Annotated in this window: 27 protein-coding genes; 16 read left to right on the forward strand and 11 right to left on the reverse strand. The window is 71.2% G+C overall.

Annotated features, from left to right (window positions below):
* Window positions 1–43: 43 nt before the first annotated feature.
* Window positions 44–904 carry a DUF4097 family beta strand repeat-containing protein gene (locus tag BA175_RS09005; RefSeq protein ID WP_069170773.1) on the forward strand — a complete coding sequence of 287 codons (861 nt, stop codon included), beginning with the start codon at window positions 44–46 and terminating at the stop codon, window positions 902–904.
* 1 nt (window position 905) lies between these two features.
* Window positions 906–1,895, forward strand: a complete 990-nt coding sequence (locus BA175_RS09010) for a PadR family transcriptional regulator (protein WP_069170774.1) — start codon at window positions 906–908, stop codon at window positions 1,893–1,895.
* A 230-nt stretch (window positions 1,896–2,125) separates the two neighbouring features.
* Here the strand turns inward: BA175_RS09010 and BA175_RS09015 are convergent, their stop codons facing one another.
* Window positions 2,126–3,091, reverse strand: a complete 966-nt coding sequence (locus BA175_RS09015) for a zinc-binding dehydrogenase (RefSeq protein WP_069172020.1) — start codon at window positions 3,089–3,091, stop codon at window positions 2,126–2,128.
* A gap of 174 nt (window positions 3,092–3,265) precedes the next feature.
* Window positions 3,266–4,501, reverse strand: a complete 1,236-nt coding sequence (locus tag BA175_RS09020; protein ID WP_069170775.1) for an NAD(P)-dependent malic enzyme — start codon at window positions 4,499–4,501, stop codon at window positions 3,266–3,268.
* A gap of 521 nt (window positions 4,502–5,022) precedes the next feature.
* On the opposite strand from BA175_RS09020, the gene BA175_RS09025 reads away from it, so the two are divergent.
* Genes BA175_RS09025 through BA175_RS09035 form a run of 3 tightly spaced genes read left to right on the forward strand, consistent with a single transcriptional unit; the run spans window position 5,023 to window position 7,711 of the window.
* Window positions 5,023–5,982, forward strand: a complete 960-nt coding sequence (locus tag BA175_RS09025) for an ABC transporter substrate-binding protein (RefSeq protein WP_069170776.1) — start codon at window positions 5,023–5,025, stop codon at window positions 5,980–5,982.
* Between the two features lie 29 nt (window positions 5,983–6,011).
* Window positions 6,012–6,953: an amino acid ABC transporter permease gene (locus BA175_RS09030; protein ID WP_069170777.1), complete on the forward strand. Its 942-nt coding sequence runs from the start codon at window positions 6,012–6,014 to the stop codon at window positions 6,951–6,953.
* Complete coding sequence (locus BA175_RS09035) at window positions 6,950–7,711, forward strand: amino acid ABC transporter ATP-binding protein (RefSeq protein WP_069170778.1); 762 nt, start codon at window positions 6,950–6,952, stop codon at window positions 7,709–7,711. The genes BA175_RS09030 and BA175_RS09035 overlap by 4 nt, the downstream gene beginning before the upstream one ends.
* Window positions 7,712–7,829: 118 nt before the next feature.
* On the opposite strand, the gene BA175_RS09040 is transcribed toward BA175_RS09035, so the two are convergent.
* Window positions 7,830–8,603: a class I SAM-dependent methyltransferase gene (locus BA175_RS09040; RefSeq protein ID WP_107407549.1), complete on the reverse strand. Its 774-nt coding sequence runs from the start codon at window positions 8,601–8,603 to the stop codon at window positions 7,830–7,832.
* A gap of 93 nt (window positions 8,604–8,696) precedes the next feature.
* Between BA175_RS09040 and BA175_RS09045 the strand changes: the two genes are divergently transcribed.
* On the forward strand, window positions 8,697–9,326 hold the full coding sequence (locus BA175_RS09045; RefSeq protein ID WP_069170779.1) for a CGNR zinc finger domain-containing protein: 630 nt from the start codon (window positions 8,697–8,699) through the stop codon (window positions 9,324–9,326).
* Here BA175_RS09045 and sodX read toward each other — a convergent pair.
* The gene (gene sodX / locus BA175_RS29410) at window positions 9,230–9,655 is read right to left on the reverse strand and encodes a nickel-type superoxide dismutase maturation protease (RefSeq protein WP_079159614.1); all 426 of its coding nucleotides are present in this window, start codon (window positions 9,653–9,655) and stop codon (window positions 9,230–9,232) included. The two genes, BA175_RS09045 and sodX, sit on opposite strands and share 97 nt — an antisense overlap.
* A gap of 180 nt (window positions 9,656–9,835) precedes the next feature.
* Here sodX and sodN point away from each other — a divergent pair, with 180 nt between their 5' ends.
* On the forward strand, window positions 9,836–10,231 hold the full coding sequence (gene sodN, locus BA175_RS09050) for a superoxide dismutase, Ni (RefSeq protein WP_069170780.1): 396 nt from the start codon (window positions 9,836–9,838) through the stop codon (window positions 10,229–10,231).
* Window positions 10,232–10,553: 322 nt separating this feature from the next.
* On the opposite strand, the gene BA175_RS09055 is transcribed toward sodN, so the two are convergent.
* From BA175_RS09055 to BA175_RS09065, 3 genes are all read right to left on the reverse strand, one after another.
* On the reverse strand, window positions 10,554–10,907 hold the full coding sequence (locus BA175_RS09055; protein WP_069170781.1) for a DUF952 domain-containing protein: 354 nt from the start codon (window positions 10,905–10,907) through the stop codon (window positions 10,554–10,556).
* A gap of 9 nt (window positions 10,908–10,916) precedes the next feature.
* On the reverse strand, window positions 10,917–11,909 hold the full coding sequence (locus BA175_RS09060) for an NAD-dependent epimerase/dehydratase family protein (RefSeq protein WP_069172022.1): 993 nt from the start codon (window positions 11,907–11,909) through the stop codon (window positions 10,917–10,919).
* 86 nt (window positions 11,910–11,995) lie between these two features.
* Window positions 11,996–12,949 carry a LysR family transcriptional regulator gene (locus tag BA175_RS09065; RefSeq protein WP_069170782.1) on the reverse strand — a complete coding sequence of 318 codons (954 nt, stop codon included), beginning with the start codon at window positions 12,947–12,949 and terminating at the stop codon, window positions 11,996–11,998.
* Window positions 12,950–13,213: 264 nt separating this feature from the next.
* Here BA175_RS09065 and snpA point away from each other — a divergent pair, with 264 nt between their 5' ends.
* The gene (gene snpA, locus BA175_RS09070; protein WP_175420783.1) at window positions 13,214–13,891 is read left to right on the forward strand and encodes a snapalysin; all 678 of its coding nucleotides are present in this window, start codon (window positions 13,214–13,216) and stop codon (window positions 13,889–13,891) included.
* An 88-nt stretch (window positions 13,892–13,979) separates the two neighbouring features.
* On the opposite strand, the gene BA175_RS09075 is transcribed toward snpA, so the two are convergent.
* Together BA175_RS09075 and BA175_RS09085 are read right to left on the reverse strand one after the other, a co-directional pair.
* Window positions 13,980–14,648, reverse strand: a complete 669-nt coding sequence (locus tag BA175_RS09075; protein WP_069170784.1) for a DUF6304 family protein — start codon at window positions 14,646–14,648, stop codon at window positions 13,980–13,982.
* A 281-nt stretch (window positions 14,649–14,929) separates the two neighbouring features.
* On the reverse strand, window positions 14,930–16,336 hold the full coding sequence (locus tag BA175_RS09085; RefSeq protein ID WP_069170786.1) for a family 2B encapsulin nanocompartment shell protein: 1,407 nt from the start codon (window positions 16,334–16,336) through the stop codon (window positions 14,930–14,932).
* A gap of 176 nt (window positions 16,337–16,512) precedes the next feature.
* Between BA175_RS09085 and BA175_RS09090 the strand changes: the two genes are divergently transcribed.
* The 4 genes from BA175_RS09090 to BA175_RS09105 all read left to right on the forward strand — a co-directional run bounded on the left by BA175_RS09090 (window position 16,513) and on the right by BA175_RS09105 (window position 19,989).
* On the forward strand, window positions 16,513–16,965 hold the full coding sequence (locus BA175_RS09090) for an RrF2 family transcriptional regulator (RefSeq protein ID WP_069170787.1): 453 nt from the start codon (window positions 16,513–16,515) through the stop codon (window positions 16,963–16,965).
* A gap of 154 nt (window positions 16,966–17,119) precedes the next feature.
* The gene (locus BA175_RS09095) at window positions 17,120–18,316 is read left to right on the forward strand and encodes a globin domain-containing protein (RefSeq protein WP_069170788.1); all 1,197 of its coding nucleotides are present in this window, start codon (window positions 17,120–17,122) and stop codon (window positions 18,314–18,316) included.
* Window positions 18,317–18,461: 145 nt separating this feature from the next.
* Window positions 18,462–19,052, forward strand: a complete 591-nt coding sequence (locus tag BA175_RS09100; protein ID WP_175420784.1) for a peptidoglycan recognition protein family protein — start codon at window positions 18,462–18,464, stop codon at window positions 19,050–19,052.
* Window positions 19,053–19,095: 43 nt separating this feature from the next.
* A complete protein-coding gene (locus BA175_RS09105) occupies window positions 19,096–19,989 on the forward strand; it encodes a 1-aminocyclopropane-1-carboxylate deaminase/D-cysteine desulfhydrase (protein ID WP_069170789.1) in 894 nt (297 codons plus the stop codon).
* Between the two features lie 208 nt (window positions 19,990–20,197).
* Here BA175_RS09105 and BA175_RS09110 read toward each other — a convergent pair whose 3' ends face one another.
* Window positions 20,198–21,799, reverse strand: a complete 1,602-nt coding sequence (locus tag BA175_RS09110) for a Na+/H+ antiporter (protein ID WP_069170790.1) — start codon at window positions 21,797–21,799, stop codon at window positions 20,198–20,200.
* A 35-nt stretch (window positions 21,800–21,834) separates the two neighbouring features.
* Between BA175_RS09110 and BA175_RS09115 the strand changes: the two genes are divergently transcribed.
* The 3 genes from BA175_RS09115 (at window position 21,835) to BA175_RS09125 (ending at window position 23,700) form a co-directional block, all read left to right on the forward strand.
* Entirely contained in the window at window positions 21,835–22,095 is a 261-nt protein-coding gene (locus tag BA175_RS09115) for a UBP-type zinc finger domain-containing protein (RefSeq protein ID WP_069170791.1), read from the forward strand.
* 232 nt (window positions 22,096–22,327) lie between these two features.
* Window positions 22,328–22,741 carry an anti-sigma regulatory factor gene (locus BA175_RS09120; protein ID WP_069172024.1) on the forward strand — a complete coding sequence of 138 codons (414 nt, stop codon included), beginning with the start codon at window positions 22,328–22,330 and terminating at the stop codon, window positions 22,739–22,741.
* Window positions 22,738–23,700, forward strand: a complete 963-nt coding sequence (locus tag BA175_RS09125) for an RNA polymerase sigma factor SigF (protein ID WP_438947323.1) — start codon at window positions 22,738–22,740, stop codon at window positions 23,698–23,700. The genes BA175_RS09120 and BA175_RS09125 overlap by 4 nt, the downstream gene beginning before the upstream one ends.
* A 45-nt stretch (window positions 23,701–23,745) precedes the next feature.
* On the opposite strand, the gene BA175_RS09130 is transcribed toward BA175_RS09125, so the two are convergent.
* A complete protein-coding gene (locus BA175_RS09130; RefSeq protein ID WP_069170793.1) occupies window positions 23,746–24,195 on the reverse strand; it encodes a hypothetical protein in 450 nt (149 codons plus the stop codon).
* 190 nt (window positions 24,196–24,385) lie between these two features.
* Between BA175_RS09130 and BA175_RS09135 the strand changes: the two genes are divergently transcribed.
* Window positions 24,386–25,354 (forward strand): diacylglycerol/lipid kinase family protein, encoded by a 969-nt coding sequence (locus BA175_RS09135; protein WP_069170794.1) that lies wholly within the window; start codon window positions 24,386–24,388, stop codon window positions 25,352–25,354.
* Window positions 25,355–25,567: the final 213 nt, after the last annotated feature.

The following is a 25,567-nucleotide window of genomic DNA, read 5'->3' on the forward strand; positions in this document are numbered from 1 at the left end:
CGCGATATGTTGCGTCATGCCGCACTCCAGGGAGGCCGGATCCATGCCCGAGTCGAGGTGGAACGTCGCCGAGCCGCAGAGGCTCACCTTCGGCGAGCCCGTGACAGCGCTTCACGTGCGCATAGTCGACGGCACGGTCAACGTCGTCGGCACCGACGAGTCGACCGCACGCCTGGAGGTCTCCGAGGTCGAGGGCCCGCCTCTGGTCGTGACCCAGCGGGACGGCACGATCACCGTGGCCTACGAGGACCTGCCCTGGAAGGGATTCCTCACCTGGCTCGACCGCAAGGCTCCGCGCCGGCGGGCCGTCGTCTCGCTCGCCGTACCCTCCGGCGCGGCGGTCGAGGTGGGGGTCATCGGTGCCGGGGCGGTGGTCTCCGGGATCCGAGGACGCGCGGAACTGCGCGGCATCACGGGCGATACCACCCTGGTCGGCCTCACAGGCGCGGTGCGCGCCGAGACCGTCTCCGGCAGCCTCGAGGCGCAGGGCGTCATCGGGGACCTGCGCTTCCAGTCCGTGTCCGGCGACCTGACGGTCGTCGACGGCGCCGGCACCTCGGTCCGGGCCGAGTCCGTCACCGGTGACATGGTGCTGGACCTCGACACGTCGGACAGGCCGACGGACATCCGGCTGACCACGGTCTCCGGCGAGGTCGCCATCCGGCTACCGCACCCGGCCGACGCCAGGGTCGAGGCGAACACGGCGAGCGGCGCGGTCTCCAACGCGTTCGAGGCCCTCCGGGTCAGCGGTCAGTGGGGTGCGAAGAAGATCACCGGAACTCTCGGGGCGGGCACGGGGAAGCTGAAGGCCACCACCGTCTCCGGGTCGATCGCCCTGCTGCGCCGCCCACCCGCCGAGGACGACGACCTGCTCGACGCCGAGCCGACCGGAAAGGTGCTCTGACATGGCTCCTGTATTCGCCCACGGCCGTCTGCGCCTCTACCTCCTGAAGCTGCTGGACGAGGCCCCGCGCCACGGCTACGAGGTGATCAGGCTCCTGGAGGAGCGCTTCCAGGGGCTGTACGCACCGTCGGCCGGCACGGTGTATCCGCGGCTGGCCAAGCTGGAGGCCGAGGGCCTGGTCACCCATGCCACCGAGGGCGGCCGCAAGGTCTACTCGATCACCGATGCCGGACGCGCCGAGCTGGCGGGCCGCAGCGGCGAGCTGGCCGATCTGGAACTGGAGATCCGGGAGTCCGTCTCCGAGCTAGCGGCCGAGATCCGCGACGACGTGCGCGGTGCGGCGGGCAAGCTGCGCAGCGAGATGCGTGCTGCGGCGTCCGAGTCCCGGCACGCACCGGGCGGCGGACGGAGCGGCTGGGAACCCGACTTCGGGGAGAACCTCCGCGAGAGCGAGGCCTGGCGCACCGCCAAGGAAGAGCTGCGCAAGGCCAAGCACGAATGGAAGGAACAGGCCCGCCGGGCGATGGACGAGTCACGGCGGGCCCGCGAGGACGCCGAGCAGGCCCGGCGTCAGGCCCAGGAGGCTCACGAGAAGGCACGTGAGCAGATGCAGAACGCCGCACGCCAGGTACAGGAGCACTTCGCCCGGGGCGACTGGCCGACGGGTGTGCGGGAAGGACTGGCCGAGATCACCGGGCAGCTCGGCGGCTTCGCCAGGACGGGCACCTGGCCGTCGTACAGCAGGCCGGACCCTGCGGCCCCGGACATCGAGTGGGCCGCGGACACGGCGTCCACAGGAGATCCGGCCCGCGATCTGGACCGTCTGCTGGACCGGTTCCGCGATGACGTCCGGGACGCCGCCCGGGACCACGGCGTCACCGACGCCCAGCTCACGGAGGCCCGCGGTCACCTCGCGGCAGCAGCGACCCGGATAGACACGCTCCTGCGGAAGCCGGCGGGGGACGGGGCGGCTTCACGGAAGAAGCCCTGACCGCCCGCTCGCCTCCGGCCGCCCGCCGGTGGTCCCCGGTCCGCCCTCCCACCGTCCGCCCGCTCACCCTCCGGCGACGGGAGGGCGGACGGAGGGTGGGAGGGGTGGACACGGTGGGGAGGGGGCGCAGGCCCGCTCCCCCGCCCGGGCCGCAGCCCTGCGCCGTACACGGGCTGGACCGGGGCCTCAGCAGGAGGCCTCGTGGAGTGCCGGGCCCGCCGACGCTGCCGTCACGAGGTGCTGAGCACGATCTTCCCGAACAGTTCTCCGGTGGCGAGGCGCTCGAACCCCTCACGGGCCCGGTCCAGCGGCAGGGTCGCGTCGATGACGGGCCGGACCCCGGTGGCCGAACAGAAGGCCAGCAGGTCCTCGAGTTCGTCCTTGGTACCCATCGTGGAGCCGACCACCTTGAGCTCCAGGAAGAAGATCCGGGTCAGCTCGGCGTGCGGCGGCCGGTCGCCGCTGGTGGCGCCCGAGATGACCAGCGTGCCTCCGGGGCGTAGCGACTTGACCGAGTGGGACCAGGTGGCGGCCCCGACCGTCTCGACGACGGCGTCGACCCTCCGGGGCAGCCGTGCACCGGGCTCGTACGCCTCGACGGCGCCCAGCTCGACGGCCCGCTCGCGCTTGGCCTTGTCACGGCTGGTGGCGAACATCCTGAGGCCGGCGGCTTTGCCCAGCACGATCGCGGCCGTGGCCACGCCACCGCCCGCGCCCTGGACGAGTACGGAGTCGCCCGGCCGGACACCCGCGTTGGTGAAGAGCATCCGGTAGGCCGTCAGCCAGGCGGTCGGCAGACAGGCCGCCTGCTCGAAGGTCAGTTCCTTCGGCTTGGGAAGCACGTTCCAGCTGGGGACGGTGACCAGTTCGGCGAAGGTGCCCTGGTAGCGCTCGGTCAGGATGGAGCGGGGCTCGTCCGGACCGACCCCGTGGCCCGTCTGGCCGATCACGGAGTGCAGGACCACCTCGTTGCCGTCCTGGTCGATCCCGGCGGCATCGCAGCCGAGGATCATCGGCAGCTTGTCCTCGGCGAGGCCGACGCCCCGCAGGGACCAGAGGTCGTGGTGGTTGAGCGAGGCGGCCCTGACCTGGACGGTGGTCCATCCGGGTCGCGGCTCCGGTGCCGGGCGTTCGCCCAGTTCGAGTCCGTCGAGGGGCTGGTCACGGTCGATGCGTGCGGCGTAGGCGGCGAACATGGCCACGACCCTAGGGCGTGACGCCCCGTGACGTAACCGTTCGATGGTGTGACGCACACCCCAGCCGGAAGGCGGCCGGACACGACGGGCGGGCGGTGCGGCCGGTCCGGAGCGGGCGACGCGGGGCGGGGGCGGTCCGCTCGGCGGACCCGTCCCCCGCCCCGCTTCACCGCGTCAGCGGCGGGCGACGCCCTCGGCCCGCGCGGCCGCGGCCACGGCTGCGGTGACGGCCGGTGCGACCCGCTCGTCGAACGGCGACGGGATCACGTAGTCCGCCGCCAGCTCCTCGCCGACGACGTCCGCCAGCGCGTTCGCCGCTGCGATCTTCATGCCTTCGGTGATCCGGGAGGCCCGGACCTGCAGCGCACCGGCGAAGATGCCCGGGAACGCCAGCACGTTGTTGATCTGGTTCGGGTAGTCCGACCGCCCGGTCGCCACGACGGCCGCGTACTTGTGCGCGATGTCGGGGTGAACCTCCGGGGTCGGGTTGGCCATGGCGAAGACGAACGCACCGGGGGCCATCGAGGCGACGGCCGGCTCGGGGACGGTACCGCCGGAGACGCCGATGAACACGTCGGCGCCCGCCAGCGCCGTCTCCAAGGGGCCCGAGAGGCCCGCCCGGTTCGTGAGCTCGGCGAGCTCGCGCTTGACGTCCGTGAGGTCGTCCCGGTCCCGGCTGACGATGCCCTTGCGGTCGGCGACGGCGACGTCACCGATGCCCGCCTCCAGGAGGAACTTGGCGATGGCCACACCGGCCGCGCCCGCCCCGGAGATGACGCCGCGCAGCTCGCCGAGCGTCCGACCGGACAGCTTGGCCGCGTTGCGCAGCGCCGCGAGCGTCACGACGGCCGTGCCGTGCTGGTCGTCGTGGAAGACCGGGATGTCGAGGCGCTCCTGGAGCTTGCGCTCGATCTCGAAGCACCGGGGCGCCGAGATGTCCTCCAGGTTGACTCCGCCGAAGGACGGCGCCAGCCGCACGACGGTCTCCACGATCTCGTCCGCGTCGGTGGTGGCGAGCGCGATCGGCACCGCGTCGACCCCGCCGAACTGCTTGAAGAGGATCGCCTTGCCCTCCATCACCGGGAGGGACGCCTCGGGGCCGATGTCCCCCAGGCCGAGCACTGCCGTGCCGTCCGTCACGACGGCGACGACCTGCGACTTCCAGGTGTAGTCGTGGACGAGTTCTGGATGGTCCGCGATGGCGCTGCACACCTTGGCCACGCCGGGCGTGTACGCGAGGGACAGGTCGTCCTTGTCCCGGATCGGGACGGTGGCCTGCACGGCCATCTTCCCGCCGCGGTGCAGGGCGAAAGCCGGATCGAAGGGCTCTTCCGCACCGGTGAGTCCGTCCGCGTCGGCCGTACCGTGCGTCTTGCTGTCGCTGCGAGGATTGACGATCTCCGCTGCCATTGTGTTGACCCCTTAAGTCTTCATCAGTTGAGGGTGGCCACTCCTGGTTGAGGAGGGGTGGGCGGGCACCGCGTACGTTCCCGGCCCCGAGCGGTTGGCCCGCTCCGGCTGAGGAGTCACCTACGCGCGGGCGCGCCGCACACGCGCCCTGAGCCCCGGATGAGGGGTGTAAAGGTCTTTCTTACCGGACGGACCGGGCCTCGGACGAGTCGGTATCGAGGCGGTGACATGACTCATAGTCGAATATCTGGACAAGTCCACTAAGCGCCACAAAGGTCGTCCGAAGGCTGAGACGCACCGGAGATCCTCCGGAGGGGGAGCTCGGATTCCAACAGATGGTCCGGCCATGAGGTACCGGCCTGTTGAGGTTCGGGGGTCGCCCGTTATCCGATTTTGACATGCCTGGCCCCCTGAATGGGCTAGCCCGAATGGCAAGATGCCGTCATCACGCAAGGTGCGGCACTCGAAGGTGCGTGCGCATCCATCTGACCAGCACCCCTCACCGCCGGAGGATTCCGACCATGACCGCAAGCTTCACCTGCCGTTCGACCGCGAAGTCCCGGATTGCCGCGGTCTGCGCAGTCGCGGTCGCGGGCACCCTGCTGCTGACCGCCTGCGGCGACCAGACCGACACCGGCAGCAAGAAGGACTCGGGTACGGCCGCCGCCAAGGACGCCCCGCTCTCCGACCTCCTGCCCCAGGCGGTCAAGGACAAGGGCGAGATCAAGGTCGGCTCCGACATCGCGTACCCGCCGGTGGAGTTCAAGGACAAGTCCGGCAAGACGGTCGGCATCGACCCCGATCTCGGTGACGCCCTCGGCAAGCAGCTCGGAGTGAAGTTCGTCTTCGAGAACGGCACCTTCGACACGCTGCTCACGGGCCTGCGCTCCAAGCGCTACGACCTGGCGATGTCGGCGATGACCGACACCAAGGACCGCCAGGAGGGCGTGGACTCCGAGACCAGGAAGAAGGTCGGCGAGGGCGTCGACTTCGTCGACTACTTCACCGCCGGTGTGTCGATCTACACCAAGAAGGGCGACGACAAGGGAATCAAGACCTGGTCGGACCTCTGCGGCAAGAAGCTCGTGGTGCAGCGGGGCACGGTCTCCCACGACCTCGCCAAGGCCGAGAACGCCAAGTGCGGCAGCAAGGGCAAGATAAGCATCGAGCCGTTCGACAACGACCTCGAGGCCCAGACCCGCCTGCGCGGCGGCGGCGCCGACGCCGGCTCCTCCGACTTCCCGGTCGCCGCCTACGCGGTGAAGACCTCGGGCGGCGGCAACGACTTCCAGCTGGTCGGCGAGCAGGTCGAGGCGGCCCCGTACGGCATCGCCGTCGCCAAGGGCAACGACGAGCTGACCAAGGCGGTGCAGGCCGCCCTGGACGCGCTGATCAAGAACGGCGAGTACGGGAAGATCATCGCCAAGTGGGGTGTCGAGGCCGGAGCGGTCACCGAGGCCAAGATCAACGGCGGGTCGTGACCGGCGACCGGGCACCGAAAGGCACACCTGTGACTGACATCAAGAAGGCGGGCCCGGCGGCCACCCCGCTCACCCCGCCGACGGGGCCGGAGGCGATCCAAGCCATCCCGGTGCGTCACTACGGCCGGTACGTCTCGGCGGTCGTCGCCCTCGGCCTGCTGGCCTCGCTCGTCTACGCGTTCGCCCAGGGCGACATCAACTGGGGCGCCATCCCGGACTACTTCTTCGACGACCAGATCCTCGAAGGCGTCAAGAACACCGTCGTCATCACCGTCCTGGCAATGCTCATCGGCGTGGTGCTCGGCATCGTCCTCGCGGTGATGCGGCTGTCCAAGAACCCGGTGACCTCCGCCATCGCGTGGGGGTACATCTGGTTCTTCCGCGGCACCCCGGTGTACGTGCAGCTGCTGGTCTGGTTCAACCTCGGCATCGTCTTCGAGTACATCAACCTCGGGCCGATCTACAAGGACGAGTGGTCGTCCTTCATGACTCCGTTCCTCTGCGCGCTGCTGGGCCTCGGGCTCAACGAGGCCGCGTACATGGCGGAGATCTGCCGGGCCGGCCTCCAGTCCGTCGACGAGGGTCAGACCGAGGCGGCGCACGCGCTGGGCATGAGCCACAACAAGACGCTGCGCCGGATCGTCGTCCCGCAGGCGATGCGCGTGATCGTGCCGCCGACGGGCAACGAGGTCATCAACATGCTGAAGACCTCGTCGCTGGCGGTCGCCGTCCAGTACACCGAACTGCTGCGCTCCACCCAGAACGTCTCGCAGACCTCGGGTGCCACCGTGGAGATGCTGTTCCTGGCCGCGGCCTGGTACATGGTCCTCACCTCCCTGCTCAGCATCGGCCAGTACTACCTGGAGCGGTACTACGCGCGGGGGTCCAGCCGCAGCCTGCCGGACACCCCGTTCCAGAAGATCAGGGCCACCATGCTCTCGCTGGGCCGCCCGAAGGGAGGCGCCGCATGACCGCCATGGTGAAGGCCGAAGGCGTACACAAGTCCTTCGGGCCCGCGCACATCCTCAAGGGCATCGACCTGGAGGTCGCCCCCCGCGAGGTCTTCTGCCTGATCGGCCCGTCCGGTTCCGGCAAGTCGACGTTCCTGCGGTGCATCAACCACCTGGAGAAGATCAACGCCGGGCGGCTGTCCGTCGACGGAGAACTGGTCGGCTACCGCCAGAAGGGCGACAAGCTCTACGAGCTCAAGGACAGCGAAGTCGCCCTGAAGCGCCGGGACATCGGCATGGTCTTCCAGCGCTTCAACCTGTTCCCGCACATGACGGCGATCGAGAACGTCATGGAGGCGCCGATCCAGGTCAAGGGGGAGTCCAAGGCCGTCGCCCGCGCCCGCGCGGAGCGTCTCCTGGACCGGGTCGGGCTGTCCGACAAGGCGAAGAACTACCCGTCCCAGCTCTCCGGCGGTCAGCAGCAGCGGGTGGCCATCGCCCGGGCGCTGGCCATGGAGCCGAAGCTGATGCTCTTCGACGAGCCGACCTCGGCGCTCGACCCGGAACTGGTCGGTGACGTCCTGGACGTCATGCGCGGGCTGGCCGAGGACGGTATGACGATGGTCGTCGTCACGCACGAGATGGGCTTCGCCCGCGAGGTCGGTGACGCGCTGGTCTTCATGGACGACGGAGTGGTGGTCGAGTCGGGCCACCCGCGCGACGTCCTGACGAACCCGCAGCACGAGCGGACGAAGTCGTTCCTGTCGAAGGTGCTGTAGCCGCACGCGGGTGCCACGGCGACAGGCGCGCGCACGGCCACCGCAGGGCGGTACGGGACCGGTCCCGTACCGCCCTGCGGTGCGTTCCCCCTGCCCGGGCAGCCGGTCCGGGCATCGGCTACTTCAGGGCCAGCACCACGCTGTCCGACGGCGAGGACCAGACGACCCGCGCCTCGGCGAAGCCGGCTGCCCGCAGGGTGCGGGCGTGCCATTGCGGAGACGGCATGTCACCGTCCGCGTGGTCGCCGTAGAGGGCGAGACGTTCGGCGGTCGGTCCCGCGAGGACGGGGTCCTCGGCGGCGAGGGCCCACCACTCGGACCAGTCCACGGCGCCCTCGGCCTTGGCCCGGTCCATGGCGGCGTGCCGATGGGCGCGCTCGGCCGCGTTGATGCGCGGAGTTCCGGTGTCGATCATGTGGTCGGCGTTCATGAAGACCCCGCCGTCCCGGACCAGCGTGCCGATCTGTCCGTACAGCGCGGTCAGCGGTTCCTCGTGGAGCCAGTGGAGGGCCGTCGCCGTGAGGACGGCGTCGTAGGAGGGGTGCGGCAGCCGCTCGGTCCAGGCCGGGTCCTTGAGATCCGCGGTGACGAAGGTGACCCGGTCGTCCCCGTCGAACGTGCCGCAGGCGATGGCGAGCAGCGCGGGGTCGAGATCGACACCGGTCGAGGTGGCACGGGGGAACCGCTTCAGGAGCCGGTCCGTGATACTTCCCGTACCGCACGCGAGGTCGAGTACTCTCGGCGCGGTTCCCACCGTGGCCTCGACCATGTCCAGCATCACCCGGAACCGCTCCTCGCGGTCCGGCATGTACCACTCCTGCTGGCGGTCCCAGCTCTCCTGCCAGGACCGCCAGGCGCCGCCGGCCGCTTGCTCCGTCATCTCGACCTCCATGTGACACCCCCGCGCATGTAATACCCGTCAGCGAGTACCAGCCATTACACTGGCCGACGCATCGACCATAGACCGACGCCGTAAGGACTGCAAGTGGAACTGGCCTATTACTCGGATTACGCCGTGCGTCTGGTCAACACCGAGGAGCCGGCCCGCGGCAAGGACGCCCTCACCTCGGTCGAGGCCGTCCGCGAGCTCTTCGGGGTGAACGCGCAGGCGGCCCGCCGCGCGACCGATGCGGACGTGACCCGTTTCCGTTCGGTACGGGCGCGACTGCGCGCGGTCTTCCAGGCCGCGGACAGCGGCGACGAGACCCTCGCGGTCGACCTGCTCAACTCCCTGCTGCTGGAATTCCCGGTGAGCCCGCAGATCTCCGGCCACGACACCCGGGACGAGGACGGCAAACCGGACTGGCACATGCACCTCGCCGACCATCCGTCCAACGCGACGGCAGGGTACGCGGCGATCGCGGCGATGGGCCTCGCCTTCCACCTCACCTCGCACGGCGTGGACCGGCTCGGCCTGTGCGAGGCGGCGCCCTGCCGCAACGCCTACCTCGACACCTCCACCAACCGGTCGAGGCGGTACTGCTCCGACCGCTGCGCGACCCGGGCCAACGTGGCCGCCTACCGGGCCCGCAAGCGCCTGGAGACGGAACGGTCCGAGGAGACGGGCCGCAGCGCGGACACCGCCCACGCCAGCAGCCCGAACACCGACCGCTGATCCTTGCGCAGCGGCCGGTAGCGCGCCCGTACCCGGGCGAGCACCAGTTCCTCGGGCACCGTCCCGTAGTCCGTGCTGTCACCGCCGGCGAACGAGTTGTCGCCCAGCACCCACCAGCCGTTGCCGCGCCGTTCGGCGGCCCGCTTGACCACCAGCAGGTCCTGCTGGAACGGGTGACGCAGGATCACCACGTCCCCCGGCCGCACCGGCGCGCCGTGCTGCACCAGCAGCCAGTCCCCGTGGTAGAGCGTCGGCACCATCGAGGGCCCCGTCACCTCCACCACCTGGAGCGAGTTCTTCCGCGCCCGCCCCTGCGCCGCTTCCGGCATCTGTGACACCTCCCGGTCCGTCCTCCGGTACACCGCTGCGCGCACCGCTCAGTGGTTTCGGCCACCGGTCACCTCCTGACCCTGGACTTTTGGCCTAAGCCCATGGGGGCAGCCGCAAAAAGCGGGCGCCCACGGAGTAATGTCCCACCTGAGAAGACGATCACGAGGAAGGACAGCTCCATGCTTTCCCGCCTGTTTGCCCCCAAGGTGAAGGTCAGCGCTCACTGCGACCTGCCCTGCGGCGTGTACGACCCCGCCCAGGCCCGCATCGAGGCCGAGTCGGTCAAGGCCGTCCAGGAGAAGTACCAGGCCAATGAGGACGCGGACTACCGCACGCGCGCCATTCTGATCAAGGAACAGCGTGCCGAGCTCGCGAAGCACCACGTCTCGGTGCTCTGGAGCGACTACTTCAAGCCCCCGCACTTCGAGAAGTACCCGGAGCTGCACCAGCTGGTCAACGACACCCTCAAGGCGCTCTCCGCGGCCAAGGCGTCGAACGACCCGGCCACGGGCCAGAAGGCTCTGGACCTGATCGCCCAGATCGACACGATCTTCTGGGAGACCAAGAAGGCCTGACCCGGTCGGCGTTCCGCTGGATCGAGGTGTCCGCGCCCGGTCCGCAGAGTCTCCCCCGGGAGACCCTCGCGGGCCGGGCGCGGTCGTTCACCCGTCCGCCCGGAACGTCAGGCCGTGGCCGGCCGGCGGTGTCCGGCCGGGCGGTTGCCGGCCCCGCCCCGGACGGCGCCACGGCCACCGCGGAGAACGGCTCCCACGGCCACCGCGCGTGACGGCTCCCACCGCGAGCGGGTACCGGCCGCACCGCGTCCCTCCGGAGCCTGAGCCGAGTCTCGCCCCCTGCCCCGGCCCCCGGCCACCCGGCCGCGACGGAGCCGGCCCCTCACCGGGCTGCGGTCTCCTCCCCCGCCCCCGGACCGGTCCAGGGCCGCACCTCCACCACGGCGCTCACCGGCAGCGGTCCGTAGAGGTGCGGGAACTCCTCGCCGCCGGGCGTCAGGGCCTCGTAGCGCACGGGGACGCCCAGCCGGTCCGGGTCGATGACCAGCACGACCAGGCCCTCGTGGGCCGTCCCGTAGAGCGCCCGGGCCACACCGGGAAGCTGGTGGGGCAGCGAGCAGTGGATGAAGCCCTCCTCCGCCAGGGTGCGGCCGCGGGTGGACATCTCGTACGTCCCGGCCCTGAGGGCGGCCTCCCACAGGGGCTCTTCGGTGAGGTGCAGCAACTGTTCGCTCATCCGGCTACGTTAAGGGTTTTCGGACGTCACGAGGAGCTGTGCCTCGGTCCTCGGGTCGAGGCCGAGCCGGGGCCGGTCCGGGCGCTGGGGCGCGGTGCCGCCGTGCTCCCGCAGCCAGGTCCAGGTGTCGGCGACCGTCTCCCCGACGGGTCTGCAACGCAGCCCGGCCGCCTCCGCCTTGGCGACGTCGCCCCGGTGCAGGGTGTCGTACAGCTCTCCGGCGGGCAACCAGACGGGCAGGTCGGTCCAGGGCTCGACGCCTGCCCCGAGAAGCACCTCCGGATCGGTCCAGCGCAGTTCGGCACGGGAGCCGGTCACCCGGACACAGGTGTCCAGCAACTCGCCCATGGTGGTGTGCCCGGGCCTGCTCACCGTGTTGTAGGCGCCGCCGCGGCCCTGCGACGCGGCGTCCAGCAGCCAGCTCGCGAGATCACGGGCGTCGATGTACTGGAGCCCGGCGTCCCGAGGCCCCGGCGCGATCACCGGACCGCCACGGGCCGTCCGGTTCAGCCACCACGGCAGCCGGCCGACGTTCTCCCCGGGACCGAGGATCAGCCCGGCCCGGGCCAGCAGCGCCCGGTCGCCGAAGGCGCCGAGGGCCGCCAGCTCACCACCGCGCTTGGCCAGGGCGTACGACACGTCGTCGCCCGCGTCCGGGGACGCGCCGGTGACCGGAGGCCCGTCCTCCGACAGCCCGGCCGGTGCGGGGTAGGCGTACACGGACCGGCTGGAGACGTAGGTGAAGTGCCCGGCCCGGCCGGAGAGCAGCCGCGCGGCGTCCCGGACCGCTGAGGGCGCGCCGCTCCACGTGTCGACCACCAGGTCCCAACGGCCGTCGGTCAGGGCGGCCAGGCCCGCGACGCCCGCCGTGCGGTCCCCGGTCAGCACCCGGGCACCCGGTGGAGCCGCATGGCGGCCCCGGTGGAACACCGTGACCTGCCAACCGCGTCCCAGCGCTTCCTCGGTGACGGCCCGCCCGACGAATTCCGTACCACCCAGCATCAGGAGCTCCATGTCCTCACCCTGCCCCAGGGTGCGGAGCAGGGACATGGTTCCTCGCTGTGGGCAGAACGGGGAACCTGCGCCGGTCAGAGGGAGTACGCGAGAGGACTGTGGTGGCGCAGCAGCCACTCGTGGTAGTCGGCGGCCCGCCGGGCGGCCTCGCGGTAGGCGGCTTCCAGCTCCCCGTACACCGGGTCCATGTCCGCACCCGGTCGTGAGACCAGCAGGAGCCGCACGGCCAGCGGGTCCCCGCGCAGCGGGCGGATGGCCATGTCGTCGCGCGGGCCCGACGTCGGCTGGCAGGGGGCGACGGCCTCACCGAGGACGACCAGGGAGGCCGCCGTGAGGTAGTCGCCGTGCAGGACGGGCGGGTCGAGACCGGCGGCGCCGAGGACCCGGCGGACGCCGTCCCACTCACCGTCCACCGAGGGATCGACCATCCACCGGTCGGTGGCGAGATCGTCGAGATCCACCACCGGACGGCCCGCCGCGGGGTGGTCGCGCGACAGGGAGATGAACTGCGGCTCCCGCTCCAGGAGTACGCGCTGCCGCAGGCCGTCCGGCACCTCCAGCGGGCTGCCCTCCACCTCGTGCACGAATGCGATGTCCAGCCGTCCGGCCGCCACCGCGCGCAGCAGCACACGGGCCGAGACGTCGACCCGGAGGGAGATGTCCGTCCCGGGCAACCGGACCCGGAGCCGGCGCAGCCAGCCGCCGATGACCCGGCTCGCCGTGGAGCCGAGGCGGAGCCGGGCGCTGTCGGCGCGGGCCGCCTCGGCCTCCGCCATCGCCGCACCGACCAGTGCGGACATGCCGTCCACCAGCGGTCGGGCCCGGCTGAGGACAGCGCGTCCGAGCAGGGTCGGCCGGCAGCCCGTCCGCTCCCGGCGGAAGAGCTCCGCGCCCATGGTCTTCTCGATCCGCTGCAGCTGGGTCGTCAGGGAGGGCTGACTGACGCCGAGCCGCCGTGCGGCTTGGTGCAGGCTGCCCGTGTCCGCGATGGCGCAGAGCGCCCTGAGGTGTCTGACCTCAAGCTCCATGACGAGGAGCGTATGGCTGTTCGCGCGCTGAACACCAGATGGCCCAACCCCACCAAACAGGCCGATTCGGGGGCTGTCGGCGCACCCGGCGCGCGGCGCTCCGGTGGGGGCCGTACGGGGCTGATAGTGCGGCGCTATCGCCGGTTGACATCATCCGCCGCGGCGCCGACTGCCCTGACACTCACTCCGTACCCGCAACCCCCCACCCGTGCCCCGTCCGGCCCGTCGGACGGGGCACGGCGGACAGGTAGGAGAGAACCCCCCATGAGACACCTCAGGACAGCCGTCATGTCGGCCGTGGCCGGTCTCGGTCTCACCCTCGCCGCCACGTCGGGCACCGCCCCCGCGGTCGCCGCCGCTCCGGCCCCCGCCGCGCCTTCCGCGGCCACCGCCCAGGCGGGCTACACCGCGTACGCCGACTCCAAGGAGAACGCCGCCGCCAACAAGGCCTTCTTCGACGCCGTCATGAAGTCGGTCGCCGAGAAGCGGGCCGCCCAGCCGGGCGCTCTGGCCGTCACCGTGGTCTACAGCGCCGCGAACGCCCCGACCTTCCGCAGCCAGATAGCGAGCAGCACCAGCATCTGGAACAGCTCCGTCAGCAACGTCAAGCTGCAGGAGGGTTCCAACGCCGACTTCGTCTACTACGAGGGCAACGACTCGCGGGGCTCGTACGCGAGCACGGACGGACACGGCAGCGGCTACATCTTCCTGGACTACGCGCAGAACCGGCAGTACAACTCGACCCGGGTCACGGCCCACGAGACGGGTCACGTACTCGGCCTGCCGGACCACTACAGCGGTCCGTGCAGCGAGCTCATGTCGGGCGGCGGTCCCGGCACGTCCTGCACCAACGCCTACCCGAACAGCACCGAGCGCTCGCGGGTGAACACCCTGTGGCAGAACGGCTTCGCGGCCGCGCTCGCCACCGCGACCCGGTCCTGACACCCGGTACGGCCACGCACGGCGCGCCGGGTCCGCTCCGCGAGGCGGAGCGGACCCGGCGCCCCGGCGGCCGGTGCGGGGGACGTGTTCAGGCGGTTTCCAGCGGGAGAGCGTCCCGGTGGCCGGTTGCGGCGCCCTCGGCCGGACGTGGCTCGAACTCCCGGCAGTTCCATATCTCCTGGACGAATCCGGTGCGCCGGTCCCAGAGGCCGGCCACGGCACCCGTGTCCGCCGCGTCGCGGTAGGCGTCCTTCGCGCCCCGGAAGCAGGCGAGTGCGCCGGAGAGGCCCCGGTCCTGGGCGGGGAAGTAGCCGGAGAGTGCGCAGGCTGCGCAGGTCTGCAGACGGATCTCCGCCGGGAGGATCCGCTGGATCGTGGCCAGCGCCGCGGAGAAGTCGCTCTCGGCGCGGTACGACTCGTACACCGCGCCGTCGAGGTGGAGGGCGAGGTACAGATCGGGGTCGTCCCGCCGCAGGGACAGCAGACAGCTGAGGGTGGCCCGGCGCACCGCGCCGGAGGTGAGGACCGGCAGGGGCAGGTCCCACTCCAGGACGCAGTCGCCGAGCACCCCGTCCACCAGGTCGAACCCGCCGCCCTCGGCAGGTACACCGGTCACGGGGCGCAGGCCGTCGAAGCTCGTGCCCTCGAAGTCCGTCCCCCGGACACGCATGCGGAGTTGCTGCCCGTCCGTGGTGAGGATGACGGCCTCGGAGCCGTGACCGTCCCGGTACCAGCCTGTCCACGACTCATCTGTCATGAGCAGGGACTGTAGCCCGTGGCCGGCCTCCTTCCCCTGGCACCCTCCCCTTGGGTCCTGTCGAGTCCTGATCGGTGGTCAGCCGGGTTTGTGCAACGCCCACATGGGGCCCACCGAGGGTCCGTCCGGCAGGTCCACGGTCCGTCCGGTGAAGGCCGGTCCGAGGCGCTCGCAGGGCCTGCGGCCGTGCTCGCGTGCCGGGGGACGGACCGCACGGGCCGTCCGGACCGCCGCGCCGGACCGCACCCGGTCGCGACCGCCCGTGGACCCCCGCCGGAGCGTCACCGCCGGCGGCCGACCTCGACGTTCTCCAGGACGCCGAGGGCGTCGGGCACGAGAACGGCGGCGGAGTAGTAGGCCGTCACCAGGTACGAGATGATCGCCCGTTCGTCGATGCCCATGAAGCGGACCGACAGGCTCGGCTCGATCTCGTCCGGGATACCGCTCTGCCGGAGCCCGATGACGCCCTGCTCCTCCTCCCCGGTCCTCATGCAGATGATCGAGGTGGTGCGGGCGTCGGTGACCGGGATCTTGTTGCTCGGGAAGATCGGGACACCCCGCCAGGCCGGCACATGGTGACCGCCCACCTCCACGCTCTCCGGGACCAGTCCGCGCTTGTTGCACTCGCGGCCGAACGCGGCGATGGCCAGGGGGTGCGCGAGGAACAGCTTCGAACCACGCCTGCGTGACAGGAGTTCGTCCATGTCGTCGGGGGTCGGCGCCCCGTCGTGCGGCTGCAGCCGCTGCCCGTAGTCGCAGTTGTTGAGCAGCCCGAACTCCCGGTTGTTGACGAGTTCGTACTCCTGGCGCTCGCGGAGCGCCTCGACCGTGAGCCTCAACTGCTGTTCGGTCTGGTTCATCGGCTGGTTGTAGAGGTCGGCGACCCTGCTGTGGACCTTCAGCACCGTCTGGGCGACGCTGAGTTCGTATGCGCGGGGCGACGTCTCGTAGTCGACGAAGGTGTGCGGGACGACGCTCTCTCCCACATGGCCCGCCGAGAGGTCGATCTCCGCCTCGCCGTAGGGGTTGGTCCGCTGGTGCGGAATGGCGAGGAGTCCGGCGAGATGCTCGCGGAGCCGGTCCGCCCGGGCCGCGAGGTTCAGCACGTCCGAGCGGCGCAGCGTCAGAAGGGTGCACGCGGTGACGGCACGCACCGTGTACTCCCAGGCCGCGTCTCCGTCGACCAGCGCGTGGTCCCCGAAGTAGGCGCCGTCGGCGAGGACGCCGAGGACCGTCTCGTCCCCGTAGGGACCGGACCCGAGCTTCTCCACCTTGCCGTGGGCCAGCAGGTGCACACGGTCCGCCGTGTCGCCCGCCGAGGCGAGGACCTCGCCGGCCTCCACCTCCCGCTGCTCGCACCTGCGGGCCAGTTCGGCCAAGACCTCCTCGTCCCCGAATCCCCGCAGGGCGGGGAGTTCGCCGAGCTCCGCGGGGATGACGGCGACCCGGTCGCCCGTTTGGACGAATGTCACCCGGCCGTCGCCGACCGAGTAGCTGAGCCGGCGGTTCACCCGGTACGTGCCGCCCTGCACCTGCACCCACGGCAGCATGCGCAGCAGCCACCGCGAGGTGATCTCCTGCATCTGCGGGGCGGACTTGGTCGTCGTCGCGAGGTTCCGCGCAGCCGCTGTGCCGAGACTCTGCTGCTGCGGCGGCTGCGTGTCGCGGACCTCTTCACCAACGGACATCCGACATCCTCTCGATCATGGGCTGAGCTGCGCGAAGAAGCCTTTCAGCTGGTGGACACCGTGCGCTATTACACAAAAGAGTGTGACTATTCCGGCTCCCGGCGGGGCACGGCGCCCGGCACCGCCGCACCCCCGGTTAATTTGCATAAAAGATGCAACTTACCTAGCCTCAGCACATGCGGCTGACGAGATTCACCGACGTGGCGCTCCGCGTGCTCATGCGCCTGGCCGTCGCGGCGGAGGGCGACGACCCACCGACCACCCGGGAGGTGGCGGCCACGATGCAGGTGCCGTACACCCACGCCGCCAAGGTCGTCGCCCAACTCCAGCACCTCGGACTGGTCGACGCCCGCCGCGGTCGCGGCGGGGGCCTCACACTCACATCCGCCGGCCGGACCGCGTCGATCGGCGCCCTGGTACGCCGACTGGAAGGACCCGGCGAGGTGGTCGAGTGCGAGGGCGCCACCCCGTGCCCCCTGCGTTCGGCCTGCCGGCTGCGCTCGGCGCTGCGCCGGGCCGAGGAAGCCTTCTACGCCTCCCTCGACCCGGTGACGGTGGCCGATCTCGTCTCCTCACCCACGGGGCCGCTCCTGCTCGGCATCAGCACCGGCCGCCCCGCGCCTGGCTGACCGCACACCGGCGCACCCACCGTGCGCCGACGACGCCCGGCTATAAATATGCATCTCACATGCACATTCAAGGCCGGGCCGGCCCCCGGCCACCGGGGCCTCGCCCCGCGGCCCGCCTCCGCACTCCCACACACCCACTCCCAGGAGTCAACCGATGCTCTCCGAGACGTCGACCGCCACCGTCCGAGCCACCCTCCCCGCCGTGGGAGCCGCCATCGGAGAGATCGCGGACCTCTTCTACCGGAAGCTGTTCGCCGCCCACCCCGAGCTGCACCGCGACCTGTTCAACCGCGGCAACCAGTCGTCCGGTACGCAGCGCCAGGCGCTCGCCGGCTCCATCGCCGCCTTCGCCACCCGGCTCGTGGAGCAGCCGGACACCCGCCCCGACGTGATGCTCGGCCGCATAGCCAACAAGCACGCCTCGCTCGGCATCACCGCCCCGCAGTACGCGGTCGTGCACACCCATCTCTTCGCCGCCATCGCCGAGGTGCTCGGCGACGCGGTCACGCCCGAGGTCGCCGCGGCCTGGGACGAGGTCTACTGGCTGATGGCCAACTCCCTGATCACCCTGGAGAACCGGCTGTACGCACAGCAGGGCGTCGTCGCGGGCGACGTGTGGCGGGAATGGACGGTGGCCTCGCGGATCGAGGAGACCGCGGACGTGGTCACCTTCCAGCTGGAACCCGCCGACGGGGCACCGGCCCCCGCCTTCCGCCCGGGCCAGTACGTCTCCGTACAGGTGGAACTCCCCGACGGTGCACGGCAGATCCGCCAGTACAGCCTTTCCTGCGCACCGGGATCCGCCCTGCGCTCCGTGACCGTGAAGCGGGTGCAGGGCGGGGGGACCCCCGACGGCGAGGTCTCCCGGCACCTGCACACCCACGTCCGGGAGGGCGGCGTGCTGCGCGTCTCGGCCCCGTACGGCGACCTGGTGCTGGAGGACGGCGACGCACCGCTGCTCCTCGCGTCGGCCGGTATCGGCTGCACCCCGATCCTGTCGATGCTGGACCACCTGGTCGCCCTCGACCACCGCGCACCCGTCACCGTGGTGCACGGCGACCGCTCGCCCGCCGACCACGCCCTGCGCGCCGACCACACCCTGCTCGCGGGCAAACTGCACGACGCCGCCGCGCACTTCTGGTACGAGTCCCCCGAGCCCGGCCACCCCGCCGAGCGGACCGGCCTGGTCGACCTGACGGGGCTCCCCGTCGCCACGGGGACCCGTGCCTACCTCTGCGGCCCGCTGCCGTTCATGCGTGCCGTGCGCTCCCAGTTGCTCGCCAAGGGCGTCGCCCCCGCCGACATCCACTACGAGGTGTTCGGTCCCGACCTGTGGCTCGCCCAGGACTGAGGCGGCGGACCGTCCGTTGCTCGCGGACACGCGCGGATCGGCCCGAACAGGGCCCGAACAGGGCCCGAACAGGTAGCCCCGATCGCCGCATTCCGGTACAAGCGGTGTAAGCACACACTCCCCCCACGCGCAGAAGGAGTCGGCCATGTCCTCACCCATGTCCGCGAGCAACTTCCTCGAGGCCCTCGAGGACGAAGGACTCACCGTCGTCCAGGTGGGTGACTGGCGTACGCACCACCGCAACCACAAGGGCCCCTGGGGGCCGGTGCACGGCGTGATGCTCCATCACACCGCCACCAAGGGCTCCGCACGCACCGTCGACACCTGCCGGGACGGTTACCCGGGCCTCCCCGGCCCGCTCTGCCACGGAGTGATCACCAAGGACGGAAGGGTCCACCTGGTCGGCTACGGCCGCGCCAACCACGCCGGACTCGGTGACGACGACGTCCTGCGGGCCGTCATCGGCGAGAAACGCCTCCCCCGGGACAACGAGGCCGACACGGACGGGAACCGGCACTTCTACGGGTTCGAGTGCGAGAACCTCGGCGACGGGGACGATCCCTGGCCCGCCGTCCAGCTCGAGGCCGCCGAGAAGGCCGCGGCCGCGGTCTGCCGGTTCCACCACTGGGGCGCCCCGTCGGTCATCGGGCACCGCGAATGGCAGCCCGGCAAGATCGATCCGCGCGGCTTCTCCATGAACGGGATGCGCGCCAGGATCCACGACCGCCTCAAGTAGTCCCGCCGGACCGCCGGCACCACCGGCGGACCACAATGGGCCCATGCCCCACGAAGTGCCCGGCCTCTCCCGGCTGCAGCCGGTCCTCCCCTCGCCCCTGCAGCCGGCCGCGGACGGGCGCTTCGCGCGCCACGGCGTGACACTGCTGCTCAAACGCGACGACCTGATCCACCCGGACCTGCCCGGGAACAAGTGGCGCAAGCTCGCCCCCAACCTGCGGGCCGCCGCCGGCCGCACCGTACTGACCTTCGGCGGGGCCTACTCCAACCACCTGCGCGCCACGGCGGCCGCCGGGCGGCTGCTCGGCTTTCCCACCGTGGGCGTCGTGCGGGGCGACGAACTGGCCCACCGGCCCCTGAACCCCTCCCTCGCCCGCTGCGCGGCCGACGGCATGCGACTGCACTTCGTCGACCGCGCCACCTACCGCGCCAAGACGTCTCCCGGGGTCCTGGAGGGCCTGCTGCGCCTCTTCGGCGACTGCCTGGTCGTCCCGGAAGGCGGCAGCAACGCGCTCGCCGCACAGGGCTGCACAGCGCTCGGCCGCGAGCTGCGCGGACAGGGCGGCACCGTGGCCGTCGCCTGCGGCACCGGGGGCACGCTGGCGGGGCTGGCGGCCGGACTCGGACCGGACCAGCGCGCCCTCGGCGTGCCCGTGCTGCGCGGCGGCTTCCTGGGGGACGTCGTGCGCGGCCTCCAGCGGGAGGCGTTCGGCGCACCGACCGGCCGGTGGTCCCTGGACGACCGGTTCCACTTCGGCGGCTACGCCCGTACGACACCGGAGCTGCACGCCTTCGCCGACGACTTCGAGGACCGTCACGGCCTGCCCGTCGAACGAATCTACGTCGCCAAGCTCCTGTACGCGCTCACGCGCCTCGCCGGCGAGGGCGCCTTCGCACCGGGCTCCACGGTGACGGCGGTCATCACCGGACGGCCGTGAGGAACCGGCGGACACCCCGCCGCACAGCCCCCGGGTGAGAACCCCGAGGGCCGTCCCGCGATTCCCGGTGGATCGGCGCGCGGCGGCGGATGCGGGGCATCGCACGGCGGAGGGGCGCCCGCATACGGGATGTATGGGGACGTCCCGACGACGCGGCGAGGGGCCGTAACCGCCGTCGGGCGCCCGCCGTACATTGCGGGAACAACCCTCAGGCCCCGTCCGACTCCCGGTAGGCCGCGGCCTCTTCCAGGTCCAGCCGGCGCAGCAGGGCGCGCAGCATCTCGTCGTCGATACGCCGCTCGTCCCTGAGGCGGACGAAGACCTCCCGCTCGGCACCGATCATCTCCCGGGCCAGCCGCCGGTAGGTGTCGTCCGCCGACTCCCCCGTGACCGGGTCGGCCGCGCCGAGCCGTTCCCAGACGGCGTTGCGGCGGCGCTCCATCACGGTGCGCAGCCGGTCCACGAGCGGGTCGGGCAGGGAGTTGCCGGGTCGGGCCAGCAGCTCGTCCAGCCGCGCCTCCGCGGCCGTGGACGCCTCGCTCTGCGCCTGCGCCTCGGCCAGCGTCTCGGCCTGTACGTCACTTCCCGGGAGCTTCAGGACACGCACCAGCAGGGGCAGGGTGAGCCCTTGGACGACCAGTGTCCCGATGACCGTGGTGAAGGTCAGGAACAGCACCAGGTTGCGGGCCGGGAAGCCGGCACCGCTGTGCGTGACCATGGGGATGGAGAAGGCGATGGCGAGCGAGACGACGCCCCGCATGCCGGCCCAGCTCACGATCAGGGGGGACGTCCACGGCAGGGCGGGTTCACGGGCCCTGATGCGGGGCGAGAGCCACAGGGGCAGGTAACTGGACGGGTAGACCCAGGCGAAACGCACCACGACGACGGCGAGGAAGACGGCGACCGCGTACAGGCACACCTGGGTGACGTCGTAGCTGCCGAGCCCCTTGACCACGAAGGGCAGCTGCAGCCCGATGAGGGCGAAGACCGCGGACTCCAGGATGAACGCGACCATCTTCCAGACCGCCGCCTCCTGGAGCCGGGTCGCGAAGTCGACCTGCCACGAGCGGTGGCCCAGGTAGAGCGCGACGACGACCACGGCGAGCACCCCGGAGGCGTGCACCCGCTCGGCGGCCGCGTACGCGACGAAGGGGATCAGCAGCGACAGGGTGTTCTGGAGCAGTGCCTCCTTGAGGTGCGTGCGCAGCCAGTGCAGGGGCACCATCAGCACCAGACCGACGCCGACGCCGCCGACGGAGGCCAGCAGGAACTCACCGATCCCCTCGCCCCAGCTCATCCCTTCCCCGACGGCCGCGGCGAGCGCCACCTTGAAGGCCGTGATCGCGGTGGCGTCGTTCACCAGGGACTCGCCCTGGAGGATGGTGGTGACCCGGGCGGGCAGCCCCACCCGGCGGGCGATCGCCGCGGCGGTGACGGCGTCCGGCGGGGCGATGACCGCGCCGAGCACCAGCGCGGCGGTGAGCGGCAGGTCCGGCACCACCAGGTAGGCCAGCCAGCCGACGGCGAACGTCGCGAACAGGACGTACCCCACGGAGAGCAGCGCGACCGGCCGCAGATTGGCCCGCAGGTCGAGGTAGGAGCTGTCGATCGCGGCGGTGTGCAGCAGCGGAGGCAGCAGCAGGGGCAGCACGACGTGCGCGTCCAGCGTGTACGCGGGCACGCCCGGCAGGTACGAGGCCAGCAGGCCGGCGGCGACCAGCAGCAGCGGCGCGGGCACCGGGGTGCGGCGCGCCGCACCGGCGACCGCGGCACTGGCGGCGACCAGGGCCACCAGCGGCAATGCGTCCATCTCACCGTCCTCGCGTACGACGTAACGTGGCCATCATGAGTGAGTGCCTCCATGTTCTCGAACTGCCGCGCCCCGAGCCCGCCCCGCTCGGCGACACCTGCCCGGAGTGTGTGGCGGCCGGTACCCATCCCGTGCAACTGCGGCTCTGCCTGTCCTGCGGCCACGTCGGATGCTGCGACTCGTCGCCCCTGAAGCACGCCACGGCGCACTTCAGGGAGACCGGTCACCCGGTGATGCGGAGTTTCGAGCGCGGCGAGAGCTGGCGCTGGTGTTTCCCGGACGGTTCGATCGTCTGACGTCTGGGTACGTCAAACCGGCGCCGGTTCTTCGCAATTGACCGCCGCAGACCCCTAGCCACTGTGCGTACCCATGTGCCTACCATGAGTGACCACCGGGTATGAGCCTTCGGCGACACGGCATCATGGGTCGCGATAGCGTCGCCGGACCACGGAAACCGACGACGCACCGCAAGGCTCCGGGCACTCGTCCCGGAGCCCCGAACGAGTTTGTGCCACCTTGGAGGTGAGGGTGTCCCACATCGCAGGCGAGCCCGGGAGCCAGGACTTCGTCGAGGTCCGGCTGCCCGCTGCGGGTGCCTACCTGTCGGTGCTGCGTACGGCCACGGCCGGTCTCGCAGCGCGCTTGGACTTCACTCTCGACGAGATCGAGGACCTTCGCATCGCGGTCGACGAGGCCTGCGCGATCCTGCTCCAGCAGGCCGTGCCCGGTTCCGTCCTCAGCTGCGTCTTCCGCCTCGTGGGCGATTCCCTCGAAGTGACGGTGTCGGCGCCCACGACCGACGGCCGCGCACCCGAGCGCGACACCTTCGCCTGGACGGTGCTCTCCGCGCTGGCCGGCAAGGTCGACTCCACGGTCGCCGACGACCGTACGGTCAGCATCAGCCTCTACAAACAGCGCGGCGCGGGACCCGGGCCGGCGTGAGCGAGGGGAACGGGGACGGTCCTGTGCGGGACGAGACGATCCGGTCCGGGGTGGTGCGCCCAGCAGCCGTCCCGGAGCAGCAGGCCCGGCCGCATCCGGTGGACGGCGCGGACGGTGCCGACGGGACGCGGGGCCGTACGGCCGCGGTGGAGCAGTCGCAGGCGGAGCGGGCGGGCCAGATGAGCGAGCACGGTCACCACGACCCCCATGACCGCAGCGGGGCACGGGCACTCTTCGTGGAGCTTCGGGGACTTCCCGACGGCTCCGCGGAGAAGGCCGAGCTGCGCAACCGGCTGGTGCGGATGCATCTGCCGCTCGTGGAGCACCTGGCCCGCCGGTTCCGCAACCGCGGGGAGCCCCTGGACGACCTGACCCAGGTCGCCACGATCGGGCTGATCAAGTCGGTCGACCGGTTCGACCCGGAGCGCGGCGTCGAGTTCTCGACGTACGCGACGCCCACGGTCGTCGGTGAGATCAAGCGCCACTTCCGCGACAAGGGCTGGGCGGTGCGGGTGCCGCGCCGTCTGCAGGAACTGCGGCTGTCGCTGACCACGGCCACCGCGGAGCTCTCCCAGCAGCACGGCCGCTCGCCGACGGTGCACGAACTGGCGGAGCGTCTGGGCATCTCGGAGGAGGAGGTGCTGGAGGGCCTGGAGTCGGCCAACGCCTACAGCACGCTCTCGCTCGACGTCCCCGACACGGACGACGAGTCGCCCGCCGTCGCGGACACCCTGGGCTCCGAGGACGAGGCCCTGGAGGGTGTCGAGTACCGGGAGTCGCTCAAGCCGCTGCTGGAGGACCTCCCGCCGCGCGAGAAGCGGATCCTGCTGCTGCGCTTCTTCGGCAACATGACCCAGTCGCAGATCGCCCAGGAGGTCGGCATCTCCCAGATGCACGTCTCCCGGCTCCTCGCCCGCACGCTCGCGCAGCTGCGTGAGCGCCTGCTCGTCGAGGAGTAGCGCGAAGCGGGGCCGGGGAGCGCGAAGGGTGCCGCCGCCGGCGCCTCAGGCCTCCGGGGTGGTCCACGGCCCCCGGATCCCGAGCGCCCGCGTGGTGGCCGGGTCGAACAGCAGGACGAGCCCTGTCACGGCGACGGCGGCCAGCCCGATTCCCGCGGGGATGAGCGCACCCTGGGACCGCAGCAGCGTCCAGGCCACCGGCAGGGCCATGAGCTGCGTCATCAGCGCGGGACCCCGGCTCCAGCTACGCCGCCGCAGGAGCCCCCGGGCCGCGAGGAGCGGGATCAGGCCGAGGGCGATCAGGGTGAGTCCGCCCATCTCGGCCTGCTGGGGGCTGTCGGGCCGGCCGAGGAGTCCCATGACGAGCATGTAGACGCCGCCGACGGCGAGCGCGGCGCCTTCGAGAGCGGTCAGTGCGGCGAGGGCGGTGATCCGTCCCGGCTTCTCCGGGCCGGCCGGGGGCGAGGAGGCGGGTGTGTTCTGCTGAGTGCTCACACCTTTCAGACTGGCATCCCGGCCCCCCGGAGGTGAAACCGGGGCGCCCCGGACCCGCCGCGCCCCGCCCCGGACCGTCCGGCGCCGTCCCGGTCCCCCCCGAGGCGGCCACGTCACTCCCCGTGACCGGTTGCGGACGTAAATGATCAGGACTTCGGATCGGTACCGCGCGGTAGGTACCCTGACGGGCATGCGCGCACTCCTCGTGGTCAACCCAGCTGCCACCACCACCAGCGCGCGGACGCGTGACGTCCTCATCCACGCCCTGGCGAGCGAGATGAAGATCGAGGCCGTGACCACGGAGTACCGAGGGCACGCACGGGACCTGGGGCGACGGGCGGCGGACGCCGACGACATCGACCTGGTCGTCGCCCTCGGCGGCGACGGCACGGTCAACGAGGTGGTCAACGGCCTGCTGCACAGGGGACCCGACGTGGAGGGGCTGCCGAGTCTCGCCGTGGTCCCCGGCGGCTCCACCAACGTCTTCGCGCGCGCGCTGGGGATCCCCAACGACGCCGTGGAGGCGACCGGCGCCATTCTGGACGCCCTCGCCGCCCGGAGCGAGCGCACGGTGGGCCTCGGTCTCGCCGCCGGCACCCCGGGGACGCCGGACGAGGCCGTCCCGGAACGCTGGTTCACCTTCTGCGCCGGGCTCGGGTTCGACGCGGGAGTGATCGGCCGGGTCGAACAGAAACGCGAACTCGGCAAGCGCTCGACCCACGCCCTGTACGTACGCCAGGTGGTCCGGCAGTTCTTCGGGGAGCCGCACCGGCGCAGCGGGCTGATCACCCTGGATGTTCCCGGCCGGGAGCCGGTGACCGACCTCGCCCTGTCGATAATCTGCAACACCGCACCCTGGACCTACCTGGGGAATCGTCCGATATACGCCTCACCGAAGGCATCGTTCGACAGCGCCCTGGACATCCTCGGACTGAAGCGTCTCTCCACTCCCGCGGTCACCAGATACGCCACCCAGCTGCTCACTTCCAGCCCCGAGAAGGGCCCCCACGGCAAGCACGCGGTCTCCCTCCACGACCTGACGGACTTCACCTTGCATTCGAAGGCGCCACTCCCCTTCCAGATGGACGGTGACCACTTGGGACTGCGTACGAGCGTGACGTTCACAGGCGTACGCCGTGCACTGCGTGTGATTGTGTGAGTGGAAGGCCCTAAAGTCCTTTAACTCGAACGTTTGGGCTGGCCCCCACCCCTTAGAAGTACGGCTGTGACCTAGTCGACACCGAGGAATCAAAAAAAACTTTCCAGAAGGGGTTGTATCCGCCGCCGAGGTTTGCGAATCTCTACATGGCGATCGAGACGGCCCGCACCACCGGCCTCCACTGAGAGCCAGAACCCCTCCTCACCACAACAG

Origin of the sequence: Streptomyces griseus, assembly GCF_001715295.1 — a bacterium.
In the GTDB taxonomy this organism is placed as follows: domain Bacteria; phylum Actinomycetota; class Actinomycetes; order Streptomycetales; family Streptomycetaceae; genus Streptomyces; species Streptomyces griseus_G.

Bases quoted from the DNA above. Each gene is read 5' to 3' on its own strand.
- BA175_RS09005 (WP_069170773.1), top strand. From the start codon at position 44: ATGCCCGAGTCGAGGTGGAACGTCGCCGAGCCGCAGAGGCTCACCTTC.
- BA175_RS09010 (WP_069170774.1), top strand. From the start codon at position 906: ATGGCTCCTGTATTCGCCCACGGCCGTCTGCGCCTCTACCTCCTGAAG.
- BA175_RS09015 (WP_069172020.1), bottom strand. From the start codon at position 3,091: ATGTTCGCCGCCTACGCCGCACGCATCGACCGTGACCAGCCCCTCGAC.
- BA175_RS09020 (WP_069170775.1), bottom strand. From the start codon at position 4,501: ATGGCAGCGGAGATCGTCAATCCTCGCAGCGACAGCAAGACGCACGGT.
- BA175_RS09025 (WP_069170776.1), top strand. From the start codon at position 5,023: ATGACCGCAAGCTTCACCTGCCGTTCGACCGCGAAGTCCCGGATTGCC.
- BA175_RS09035 (WP_069170778.1), top strand. From the start codon at position 6,950: ATGACCGCCATGGTGAAGGCCGAAGGCGTACACAAGTCCTTCGGGCCC.
- BA175_RS09040 (WP_107407549.1), bottom strand. From the start codon at position 8,603: ATGGAGGTCGAGATGACGGAGCAAGCGGCCGGCGGCGCCTGGCGGTCC.
- sodX (WP_079159614.1), bottom strand. From the start codon at position 9,655: ATGCCGGAAGCGGCGCAGGGGCGGGCGCGGAAGAACTCGCTCCAGGTG.
- sodN (WP_069170780.1), top strand. From the start codon at position 9,836: ATGCTTTCCCGCCTGTTTGCCCCCAAGGTGAAGGTCAGCGCTCACTGC.
- BA175_RS09055 (WP_069170781.1), bottom strand. From the start codon at position 10,907: ATGAGCGAACAGTTGCTGCACCTCACCGAAGAGCCCCTGTGGGAGGCC.
- BA175_RS09060 (WP_069172022.1), bottom strand. From the start codon at position 11,909: ATGCTGGGTGGTACGGAATTCGTCGGGCGGGCCGTCACCGAGGAAGCG.
- BA175_RS09065 (WP_069170782.1), bottom strand. From the start codon at position 12,949: ATGGAGCTTGAGGTCAGACACCTCAGGGCGCTCTGCGCCATCGCGGAC.
- snpA (WP_175420783.1), top strand. From the start codon at position 13,214: ATGAGACACCTCAGGACAGCCGTCATGTCGGCCGTGGCCGGTCTCGGT.
- BA175_RS09075 (WP_069170784.1), bottom strand. From the start codon at position 14,648: ATGACAGATGAGTCGTGGACAGGCTGGTACCGGGACGGTCACGGCTCC.
- BA175_RS09085 (WP_069170786.1), bottom strand. From the start codon at position 16,336: ATGTCCGTTGGTGAAGAGGTCCGCGACACGCAGCCGCCGCAGCAGCAG.
- BA175_RS09090 (WP_069170787.1), top strand. From the start codon at position 16,513: ATGCGGCTGACGAGATTCACCGACGTGGCGCTCCGCGTGCTCATGCGC.
- BA175_RS09095 (WP_069170788.1), top strand. From the start codon at position 17,120: ATGCTCTCCGAGACGTCGACCGCCACCGTCCGAGCCACCCTCCCCGCC.
- BA175_RS09100 (WP_175420784.1), top strand. From the start codon at position 18,462: ATGTCCTCACCCATGTCCGCGAGCAACTTCCTCGAGGCCCTCGAGGAC.
- BA175_RS09105 (WP_069170789.1), top strand. From the start codon at position 19,096: ATGCCCCACGAAGTGCCCGGCCTCTCCCGGCTGCAGCCGGTCCTCCCC.
- BA175_RS09110 (WP_069170790.1), bottom strand. From the start codon at position 21,799: ATGGACGCATTGCCGCTGGTGGCCCTGGTCGCCGCCAGTGCCGCGGTC.
- BA175_RS09115 (WP_069170791.1), top strand. From the start codon at position 21,835: ATGAGTGAGTGCCTCCATGTTCTCGAACTGCCGCGCCCCGAGCCCGCC.
- BA175_RS09135 (WP_069170794.1), top strand. From the start codon at position 24,386: ATGCGCGCACTCCTCGTGGTCAACCCAGCTGCCACCACCACCAGCGCG.